Here is a 10,406-nt window from a genome sequence, read left to right as displayed (position 1 = left end):
AGGCACGGCCATGAGCCATCACGCAAGCTTCTTTCCTTCCCTCTGGCGGCGTTTGCTGCCGCAATCCGCTGCCGGCGCGTCACTGAATTCTGGTTCGTCCCTGGATGTTGGTTCGTCCCTGGATGTTGGTTTCGCCCAGCCGCCGCACGCCCCCGCACAGACCAGCGCCAAGGGCGCTGCCGTCCGCTCGGCGACGCCTGGCCAGGCCGGACTGGGGCTGGCTCTGTCCCTGCGGGGACTGGAAAAATCCTTTGGTTCCCAGCCTGTCATCCAGCAATTGAACCTGGATATCCAGGCTGGCCAATTCCTGGCCATCGTTGGCCGCTCGGGCTGCGGCAAATCTACCTTGCTGCGCGCGCTGGCCAGCCTGGAAACCTGTGAAAGCGGCCAGCTGCACGCCGACGGCAGCGACTTGCGCCGCCACGCCCGGGACATCCGCATGATGTTCCAGGATTCGCGCCTGCTGCCCTGGCTGTCGGTGCTCGACAACATCGGCCTGGGGCTGCGCGGCCAATGGCGCCCGCGCGCGCAGGCTGCGCTGGAAGAAGTCGGCCTGGCGGAACATGCGGCGAAATGGCCGGCTCAGCTCTCCGGCGGACAACGTCAGCGCGTGGCGCTGGCGCGTGCCCTGATCCATCGCCCGCGCCTGCTGCTGCTGGACGAGCCCTTAGGCGCGCTGGATGCTCTGACTCGGCTGGAAATGCAGGCGCTGATTGAAAAAATCTGGCAGACCCATGCCTTCACGGTACTGCTGGTCACGCATGAAGTCGAAGAAGCGGTGGCCCTGGGGGATCGAGTTGTCCTCATGGATGGCGGGCAGCTTGCGCTGGATCTGGAAGTCCCGCTGGCACGCCCCCGTGTCCGGGGCAACCCGGCCTTCGTCGCCTTGCGCGAAACCGTGCTGGAACGCGTGCTGCAAAAGCACTGACACCGGCCTGATGCCCTGCTCTCCTATTTCTGACTGAATTTCTGTTTTGCGTGACTTCCATGGCCTCATATCCCAGCAGTAATCTCATCCAGCCCGGCTCACACGACCATGAATACCGCGCCGATATCCTTGTCATCGGCGGCAGCGTCGCCGGCTGCTGGGCCGCGCTGAGCGCACGCAGCGCTGGCGCCAGCGTCATCCTTGCGGAAAAAGGCGTGGTCGGCGAAGCCGGTGTCGTCGCCAAGGCCAGCGGCAGCGCCTGCTATACCCGCCCCGGCGAAACCGCCTACAACGACAAACTGATCCATTCACGCCATGCGGCCGCCTGCGGCCTGGATGACCTCGCCTACATTGAGCGGATTTACGAAGAAAGCTACCGCATCGGCCTGCAGCTCAAAGCACTGGGCTTCCAATCCGCCTACGGGCTCCCGACGCTGGACGGCAGCCCGCCCAGCCTGCTGGCCTTCCAGGGTCCCTATGCCTTGCTGTTCCTGCGCGAGCAATTGCTGCAGGCAGGCGTGTGCATTCTCGACCGTAGCCCGGCGCTGGAACTGCTGGACCGTGATGGCACTGTCGCTGGCGCAGCCGGCTACAACACCAAGGACGGGAGCAACTGGAGCGTGCGCGCCGGGGCCGTTATCCTGGCGACCGGCGGCAATGCCTTTCTGTCAGGCGCCATGGGCACCGAGGGCACAACGGGCGACGGCCACCTGATGGCCGCCGAAGCCGGCGCAACGTTTTCCGGCCTGGAATTCAGCGGCCACTACGGCCTATCGCCACAAGGCAGCCCGACGACCAAAGGCTTCTGGTACAGCAGCGCCACCTTTTACGACGGCAATGGCCGCGAGCTGCCTGCCAATGGCTGGGAATCCGTCGCCGATGTCGGCCGCGCCATTCTGGAAACCGGCGCCGCCTATGCCAGCATGAACCGCGGCAATCCGCACCTCAAGGCATTCGCCAAAACCGTCAGCAGCATCTACGAACACTTCCGCGCCATAGGCGTGGACCCTTTCACGGAACGCTTTCCGCTGGAATTGCGCTACGAAGGACTGATACGCGCCGCAGGCGGACTGACGACCGATGCCAACTCCGCCACTACGGTGCCCGGCCTGTACGCGGCCGGTGATGTCACCGAGCGCACCCATCTTTGCGGCGCCGCCATGAGCGGTGCCGGCCCGGCTATTGCCTGGTGCCTGGTCTCGGCCAAGTGGGCGGCTCAGGCCGCCGTGGCAGCCGCTCGCCCTGCTCCGCCTGACAATCTGGCGTTGCGCGGCCTGGGCGGTATCGGCCTGCGCTCAGACAAAGCGGCCAGCGCCGCCCCTAGCGCAACCATTCGCCAGGCGGTACAGGCCGAGATTTTGCCTATCGAGAAAAATGTCTTTCGCACCCTGAGCGGCATTCAAGCCTCTCTGGCCCAGCTCGATACGCTCTGGGATCAGGCCGACAGCGGCCTGATTCCGGCCAGCGGCCAAAACCCCCGCCACACCCGCGAAACCGCCGCCATGCTGGCGGGCGCACGCTGGATATATCGCAGCGCCAGTGAACGCCGGGAAACCCGGGGCTTGCACCGTTTGCAGGAACTGCCGCAGGCCGACCCGGCGCAACAGGACCGTATTCTCGTCAGCGGGCTGGGGGATATCCGGCTGCAGCGCGTGGCGCTCACGCCATCCAGCACGGCCCCGCAGCCTGCCTGAAACTGGCAGCAGCGGGTTTGCGGCTGCGTCTCAAGGTGCGCTCAGGCGCTGTTCCTTGGGCGCTGTTCCTTGGGCGCTATTCCTTGGACACTATTCCTTGGGCGCTAATTCCTTGGGCGCTGCGGTTCAAGGGCAGCGCTCAAGAACGCAGCGCCCAAGGTTGCTTCCCGATGAATTCCGCCTCCGCAGCCATGGACGCCAGCGGCAGGACCCGCAAAGCAGGATGCAAGAAACGGGATTCAAGAAACAGGCGGAAAAACGCATCGCAAACGAATGGGCAATGCGTGGCAAAAGAAAAAAGGGGCTTACAGTGAAAACTGTAAGCCCCTTCTGAATTGGCGCGCCCGGCAGGATTCGAACCCACGACCCCTTGGTTCGTAGCCAAGTACTCTATCCAACTGAGCTACGGGCGCATTCTGGCTTGTTTTGTTATCTCTCTTGCCTTGCTTCAAGGAAGCGGCAGGAGCAACAAGTGCAGAAAAAGAAATATAGCATGTTTTTTGTTGATGGCGCAAGAGAAAAACGCCGCAACATAAAAGAAGATTGCCGCAGAACCAAGAGCCCCTGCCCCGCCAGCCACCGCAAGCCGTCCCCGCCAAACAAACAGCCGCCGGTACGCCAAGCATACCGGCGGCCGCTATGACCGTCAGACCGTTACGCGCGGGCCTTCGCCGCCCGCGCTCTCAGAACACGCTATTCAGGATCAGGAAAACAATAGAGCTGATAATCGCCGCCGCAGGCAGGGTAATGATCCAGGCCATGGCAATCGGCTTCATCAGCCCCCAATTGGTCTGGCGGTTGGCCAGGCCTATGCCCAATACGGCGCCAATCAAAATATGCGTGCTGGAGACAGGCAAGCCCATCAGCGAGGCCATCATGACCACGGCTGCGGCTGCCAACTCTGCCGAAAAGCCCGATGCCGGATGCATTTTGGTGAGATTAGTGCCCACCGTGGCAATCACTTCCTTGCCGATGAACCACAAGCCCACGACCAGCGCCACGCCAAACGTAATCATGGCCTCAGCCGGAATGGCTGCCGAATCACCAATCACACCGGTGCGCAGCACATCCAGAATGGCGGCAAACGGGCCGATGGCGTTGGAAATATCGTTGGAGCCATGACTGAAGGCAAACGCGGCTGCCGTAAACAGCTGCATCCAGCTGAACATCATGAAAGTGGATTTGCTCAAGGATTTGCGCTTGAGAGTCTTGGCGAAAATGAACGTCGCCATCCAGACAAACGCGCCTATCATGCCGATCAGCACATACATGTGCAAGGCCGACAAGCCCAGATTGGCGTTCTTCAGCCCTTTGAAGAGCAGCATGGAAGCGATGACAATGGCGCCCAGCGCAGCAATCAGCGGCACGCCGTTTTCCAGGGCACGGTAGGCCCGGATTTCTTCCTTGCGCTGCTCGAACTGATGCAGGCCGCGATAGTAATCCGATTGCAATTGCCCGGGTTCGTACTCCTCGTCCTCCATCAATTGCGCATCCTGCTCCAGCAGGCGGCTATAGGACGCTTTCTGAATATCCGTGAGACGCTCGAACGCCTCTTTGTGCTGTTTCTTGTAATCGCGGCGGGCCCGGCGGTTTTCCCGCAACTGCGCATCAGCCGTGTCGTTGTAGTTCAGAACATGGTGCCGAACCTGCTTGTACAGCAGGTATGCCACCAGGCCGCCCAAGAGCGGCGACACAATCCACGACACCACAATCGTGCCAATTTTGTCCCACTGCACCAGGTCCAGCGCGGCGCTGCCGCCGCTGGCCATGATCCCCAGCGTAATCGAGCTGCCGACAATCGCGCCCACGATGGAGTGGGTAGTGGAAACCGGATAGCCTTTTTTAGAGGCATACAAGAGCCAGATGGCCGCCGCGCACAAGGCGGACATCATGATGAAGACCAGCTGCCGCGGTTCCAGATGCATGGCCGACATATCGACAATGCCGCCACGGATGGTTGCCGTGACCTCCCCGCCGGCCAGCACGGCGCCGCTGACCTCAAAGACCGCGGCAATCAGCAAGGCCTGCTTGACCGTCAGGGTACGCGCCCCGACGCTGGTGCCGAAGGAATTGGCGACGTCGTTGCCGCCAATATTGAACGCCATGAAGATCCCGAACAGAATCGCCAGGATCAAGAGAACGGGCTCATTGAAGTTGGTAAAACCCAGTGCCCAATAGATGAAATAGCCAGTGATACTGACCAGAAGCACAGCGAAAAATACGCTGATTCGCCAGGAGCCCGCTGTGTCATCGACAGGCTTGGCATGCAGTGAAGATGCACTCATGAGAAGTTATTCTATTTCCAACTCGCCACCCAAAGCCGCCCGGCAGGCAGGCTTGCCCGGCAGACAGCTAACAGCAGTCCTCATCGTGAACGATTCATGATGATGTGGTCGATTGAACTGCCATCCAAAAATGACAGGAATTTGACCATGCTTTTCAGCAAATAGGGAGAATGCGGGCCGGAGTATCGCAACCAGGCGACAGAAAAATGCAAAGAGGGTGCATTCGCGGACGATTTCCGGTATGGGGCCGCCATCAGGCCATGACCCGGCTTAGCCGCCCACGAAAAAAGGGCTTACAGTGTTCACTGTAAGCCCTTTTGAATTGGCGCGCCCGGCAGGATTCGAACCCACGACCCCTTGGTTCGTAGCCAAGTACTCTATCCAACTGAGCTACGGGCGCATTCTGTTTTTCGCTGCCTGCCCTGTTTGCCAGGGCCGCATCAAAAATGCAGAAGCAGAAATATAGCATGTGGTGTTTTTAATCTGCAAGCTATTTTTAAATCATTTTTTATGGCCATGCATCAGGCCTATATATCAGGCCTATATCAGCCCCGGCTGCCGCGCCCTGCCCGGACACAAACCGAGCGGGCAGAAAAAAGCCCTTGATGTCTCAAGGGCTTAGTTCTAACTGGCGGAGACGGAGGGATTCGAACCCTCGATACGGGTATAAGCCATATGCTCCCTTAGCAGGGGAGTACCTTCAACCACTCGGCCACGTCTCCGTGAAACCGTGATTCTAGCACGATATTTTTTGTTTTGTCTCCATCTTTTTTCTCTCAATCGCAGCATCATTGCTTGCCCCTGATTTTGGCCTGCGATACCCGCCCCCTGCCCGTCTCATGCTTGTGATCCGCCCCCAGCTGAAAAATGAAGAAACCGTGGAATCCGGCCCGGCAGCGCCCGCGGCGCGCCCAGCACCGCGCAGATGCGTGACAATAGGCCATCTGCCCTGGCGGCGCCTGCTTTGGCGGCATAGCAATGAAACTGCAATCCGGCATTACCTTCAAACTTTTCCTGACGCTCTTCGCCACCTGCATCGTCGTGACGCTGGCCATGGGCGCGGCAATCCGTTACAGCTTCGATGCCGGTTTCCGCAGCTATATCCAGCAGCGCGAAGAGCGCAAGCGCGAAGAACTGACCCAAGCCCTGACCACCGCCTATGGCTATCATGGCGATTGGGATTTCCTGCGCAGCAATAATTCCTTATGGCTGCGCCTGCAACGCGGGCCGTCGCGCCACCCGATGCCGCACCGTGCGGGCGGCGCCATGCCGCCGCCCCCCATGCCCCCGCTGGCCGTGACTTTGCTGGACGAAAACCGCGAACTCGTCGCCGGCGAACGCGCCCCCTCCAGCGGCACGCCGCTCTATCCGATCCGGCTGGACGGCAACACCATAGGCTGGCTGGCGGTAGAACCGCCGGACCGCACCCCGGATGCGCCGGACAACCGTTTCCAGCGCGAGCAAACCCGCGCAACCTGGACCATTCTCGGGCTGTCGCTATTATTGGCCGCGCTGGTCAGCATGCTGCTCGCCCGCAGCTTTCTGGCGCCAGTCCAGCGCATTGCCCGCGCCACCCACAGGCTGGCGGCAGGGGATTATGCGATCCGCATCGAGCAGACCTCGCGCGACGAGCTGGGCCAGCTCGCCCTGGACTTCAACCGTCTAGCCCAGGCGCTGGAAAAAAATGAACAGCTGCGCCGGCAAATGATGGCCGATCTGTCGCATGAAATCCGCACGCCGCTGGCCGTTTTGCGCGGTGAACTGGAAGCCCTGCAAGATGGCGTCCGTCAGTTGACGCCCGCCACTATTGCCTCCATGCACGCGGAAGTCACCATGCTGAACAAGCTGATCGACGATCTGCATGAGTTTTCCCTGGCGGATCTCGGCGCCTTGAGCTACCGCATGCACCCGGTGGATCTGGCCGGACTGGCGGATATCGCGCTGTCCTTCTTCGGCGAACGCCTGGCCTCCGCCGGGCTGACAGCCGAACTGCATGCCACACCGGGGCTGCCAGCCATCGAGGGCGATGCCCAGCGGCTAACGCAACTCCTGAATAACTTGCTGGAAAATGCAGTGCGTTATACCGATGCCGGCGGCCAGGTCCGCATCCAGCTGTCCAGGGCAGAGCAGGAGATACACCTGACGATTGAAGACTCCGCGCCTGGCGTTCCGGCAGAAGCCTTGCCCCGCCTGTTCGACCGCCTGTATCGCGTCGAATCCTCACGCAACCGTATCCATGGCGGCGCGGGCCTGGGGCTGGCCCTGTGCGAACGGATTGTGCAGGCCCACCACGGACGCCTGAGCGCCGCCGCCTCGGCACTGGGCGGCGTGCGCATCACTGCTACCTTTCCCATCCCTGCACAGAAGGCGACACAGCCATGAGCACCATTCTGATCGTCGAGGACGAACCCAAACTGGCCCTGCTGTTGCAGGACTATCTCACTGCTGCCGGTTTCCAGGCCTGCTGGGTGGATCACGGCGATCAGGCCCTGCCCGCCTACCAGCAGCACCAGCCCGATCTGGTTCTGCTGGACCTGATGCTGCCTGGCCGCGACGGCCTGGATATTTGCCGCGAACTGCGCCAGCTTGGCCATGTCCCCATCATTATGCTGACCGCCAGAGTGGAAGAGATAGACCGCTTGCTGGGCCTGGAATTAGGCGCGGATGACTATATCTGCAAGCCGTTCAGCCCCCGGGAAGTCGTCGCGCGGGTCAAGGCGCTCTTGCGCCGCACTCAGGCCTATGCGCAAGCCGCCACGCCCGATGCCGCCAGTTCCCCGGCGGACAGCCAGCACCCGCCAGGCGCCGCCCTGCATATCGACAGCGACCGCTACCTGGCCACACTGGATGGCCAGGTCCTCTCTTTGACTCCTGTGGAATTCCGCATGCTGCGCACCCTTGCCTCGGCGCCCGGCATTATTTTTTCGCGGGATCAGCTGCTCAGCCAGCTCTATAACGATCACCGCGTGGTCGCCGACCGCACTGTCGATAGCCATATCAAAAACCTGCGGCGAAAATTGCAGGCCATCCGCCCGGAAGATGACATCATCCGATCCATTTACGGCGTGGGTTACCGGCTGGAACTGGACTGACCAAACTTAGCGCTCGAATCTCCACAATTTCTGACCAATACCCCCATATTTCGCCCCTATTGCCCCTTTAATCTGCTTGCAAGTCGGAACTTTCCGCCGACTGCCATCTGCAAAGGAGCGCAATCATGAGTGGATTTTCTACCCCTTTTCTATCCCGCAGCCTGGTCGCAGGCGCCCTGCTGGCAGCCCTGAGCGCCCCGGTGCTGGCGCAGCCCGCAGACACCAGCAATTCCCCTAGCGCCGCGCCGCTGCAAGAACGCAGCTATGGCCCGCATCCTGACATGATGATGCGCCATGGCGATATGAATGGCACGAGCGCCGGCCCAGGCTGGGGCCACCACTTCGAGCGCCTGGATTTGAGCGAGGCCCAGCGCGACCAGCTGTTCAATATCCGCCATCAGGCCGAACCCGCGCTGCACGAAAGCCGCAAGGCCTTGCGCCAGGCATCTCGTGAACTACGGGATCTGGGGCGCGCGAAAAAACTCGATACCGATGCCCTCAAACGCGCCTCCGATGCGCTGGGCAATGCGGTGGCGGAAGAAGCGCGGCTGCGTGTGCAGCGTGATAATGCGCTGTACCATGTTCTGACCCCGGAACAACGCGCGCAACTGGCAGAACGCCGCCAGGAAAACCGCCGCGGCATGCATCAGCCGGGCGCACGCGGCTCCGTTCAGCAACGCTAATCTGACGCAGCCATGGCCCGTTTCTCTCGCCGCTGGCTGCTGGCGGGCGGCGCGCTCATTACAGCCGCCGCCATCGCCGCCATCAGCTTTGCCTGGACCGCCCCATCACGCGCGGCCAGCAGTTTTGTTACCGTGCCCGTCCGCAAAGCCGCCATTGAAGACACCGTCCTGGCCACAGGCACCCTGCAGGCCTTTAAACAGGTAGAGGTCGGCGCGCAGGTTTCCGGGCAGCTGGTGCGCCTGCAGGCCGCCCTGGGGGATAGAGTCGAAAAAGGCCAGTTGCTGGCGGAAATCGACTCCCTGCCCCAGGAGAACGTCCTGCGCAATGCCCAGGCGGGGCTGGCTAGCGCCCGTGCGGAACTGGCTTCACGCCAGGCGCAACTGAAACAGGCCGAACTCGCCCACACCCGCCAGAAAACCATGCTGGCCGCCGATGCCAGTTCGCGTGAAGCCTATGAGGCCGCCGTCGCGGCCCTGGCCGCTGCCCGCGCAGGGGTGGAATCCTTGAAAGCGCAAGTCGAACAAGCCTCTATTTCCGTGGACACCGCCACGCTGAACCTGGGCTATACGCGCATTTCCGCTCCGATAGATGGCGTGGTCGTGGGCCTGTCCGCCGAGGAAGGCCAGACCCTGAACGCCAATCAGCAAACCCCTACCATCCTGACCATCGCGCAACTCGACACCCTGACCGTCAAGGCGCAGATTTCCGAAGCGGATGTGGTGCGCGTCGCACCCGGCGACCCGGTGTACTTCACCATTCTGGGCCAGCCCGATCAGCGCCGCCGCGCCGTGCTGCGGGCCATAGAACCCGCCCCCGAAAGCAGCAGCGCCAGCAGCAGCTCGGGCAGCAGTTCGTCGGGCAGCAGCTCATCCAGTTCGGCGGTGTACTACAACGGCCTGTTCGACATCAAGAACCCCGACGGCCTGCTGCGCATCGACATGACGGCCCAGGTCTATATCGTGCTGGCCCAGGCCGACGATGCGCTCGTGATCCCCTCAGCGGCGCTGGGCATGGCCCAGCCCGATGGCAGCTATCTCGTGCGCGTGCTGGACGCGCAGGGACGCCCGCAGGAACACCGCATCACGATAGGCCTGGACAATCAGGTTCAGGCGCAGGTGCTCTCTGGACTGGAAGCCGGTGACGCCGTCATTCTCGGCGATGCCAGCCAGGTTTCCAGCAGCGGCGGCATGCGGCGCGGCCCCGGTATGAGGCTTTAATGAACGAGCTTTCCCAGCCCTTGCTGTCCATGCGCGGCATCCGCCGCGAATTCGGCAGCGGTGAACAGCGCGTTGCCGTCCTGCAGGACATAGACCTCGACATTCACGCCGGTGAAATGGTGGCCATTGTCGGCGCTTCCGGCTCGGGCAAGTCCACCCTGATGAACCTGCTGGGGTGCCTGGATCGCGCCACCGCCGGGGAGTACCGCATTGCCGGCAGCGCCGCTGACAGCCTGGATGCCGATGGCCTGGCCGCCTTGCGGCGCGAGCGCTTTGGCTTCATTTTCCAGCGCTACCATTTGCTGCCTGACCTGAACGCCAGGGATAACGTCGAAACGCCCGCCGTGTATGCCGGTGTTCCTGGCCCTGCGCGCGACCAGCGCGCGCTCGCCCTGCTGGAACGGCTGGGACTGGCCGACCGCGCCCTGCATCTGCCCAGCGAACTCTCGGGCGGGCAGCAGCAACGCGTCAGCATTGCCCGGGCCTTGATGAACGGCGGCCAGATC

General features: G+C 62.1%; 8 protein-coding genes and 3 tRNA genes. 7 read left to right on the top strand and 4 right to left on the bottom strand.

The annotated features are described in order from the left end of the window. The coding region (locus ACTJGZ_RS14820; protein ID WP_441663672.1) for an ATP-binding cassette domain-containing protein at positions 1–928 on the top strand (928 nt) is incomplete at its 5' end. 59 nt (positions 929–987) lie between these two features. Then, positions 988–2,622, top strand: coding sequence for an FAD-binding protein (locus ACTJGZ_RS14815; protein WP_441663671.1), 1,635 nt, complete (start codon positions 988–990; stop codon positions 2,620–2,622). A 336-nt stretch (positions 2,623–2,958) separates the two neighbouring features. On the opposite strand, the gene ACTJGZ_RS14810 is transcribed toward ACTJGZ_RS14815, so the two are convergent. From ACTJGZ_RS14810 to ACTJGZ_RS14795, 4 genes are all read right to left on the bottom strand, one after another. Further along, positions 2,959–3,035 (bottom strand) — tRNA-Arg (locus tag ACTJGZ_RS14810). A 270-nt stretch (positions 3,036–3,305) separates the two neighbouring features. After that, complete coding sequence (locus ACTJGZ_RS14805) at positions 3,306–4,907, bottom strand: inorganic phosphate transporter (RefSeq protein WP_441663670.1); 1,602 nt, start codon at positions 4,905–4,907, stop codon at positions 3,306–3,308. 323 nt (positions 4,908–5,230) lie between these two features. Next, a tRNA-Arg gene (locus ACTJGZ_RS14800) sits at positions 5,231–5,307 on the bottom strand. A gap of 229 nt (positions 5,308–5,536) precedes the next feature. Further along, a tRNA-Ser gene (locus ACTJGZ_RS14795) sits at positions 5,537–5,629 on the bottom strand. 256 nt (positions 5,630–5,885) lie between these two features. On the opposite strand from ACTJGZ_RS14795, the gene baeS reads away from it, so the two are divergent. From baeS to ACTJGZ_RS14770, 5 genes are all read left to right on the top strand, one after another. Further along, positions 5,886–7,289: a sensor histidine kinase efflux regulator BaeS gene (gene baeS, locus ACTJGZ_RS14790; RefSeq protein WP_441663669.1), complete on the top strand. Its 1,404-nt coding sequence runs from the start codon at positions 5,886–5,888 to the stop codon at positions 7,287–7,289. Further along, on the top strand, positions 7,286–7,999 hold the full coding sequence (locus ACTJGZ_RS14785; protein ID WP_441663668.1) for a response regulator: 714 nt from the start codon (positions 7,286–7,288) through the stop codon (positions 7,997–7,999). Before baeS ends, ACTJGZ_RS14785 begins: the two co-directional genes overlap by 4 nt. Before the next feature lie 125 nt (positions 8,000–8,124). Beyond that, positions 8,125–8,682: a Spy/CpxP family protein refolding chaperone gene (locus tag ACTJGZ_RS14780; RefSeq protein ID WP_441663667.1), complete on the top strand. Its 558-nt coding sequence runs from the start codon at positions 8,125–8,127 to the stop codon at positions 8,680–8,682. Positions 8,683–8,694: 12 nt separating this feature from the next. Then, positions 8,695–9,900, top strand: coding sequence for an efflux RND transporter periplasmic adaptor subunit (locus ACTJGZ_RS14775; protein WP_441663666.1), 1,206 nt, complete (start codon positions 8,695–8,697; stop codon positions 9,898–9,900). Continuing rightward, on the top strand, positions 9,900–10,406 hold a 507-nt coding region (locus ACTJGZ_RS14770), incomplete at its 3' end, for an ABC transporter ATP-binding protein (protein WP_441663665.1). The genes ACTJGZ_RS14775 and ACTJGZ_RS14770, both read left to right, overlap by 1 nt.

Origin of the sequence: Kerstersia sp., from assembly GCF_052103615.1 — a bacterium.
Classification (GTDB): domain Bacteria; phylum Pseudomonadota; class Gammaproteobacteria; order Burkholderiales; family Burkholderiaceae_B; genus Kerstersia.
The sequence above is the reverse complement of the archived record's forward strand: the minus strand, read 5'-3'. Positions and strand labels throughout refer to the sequence as shown.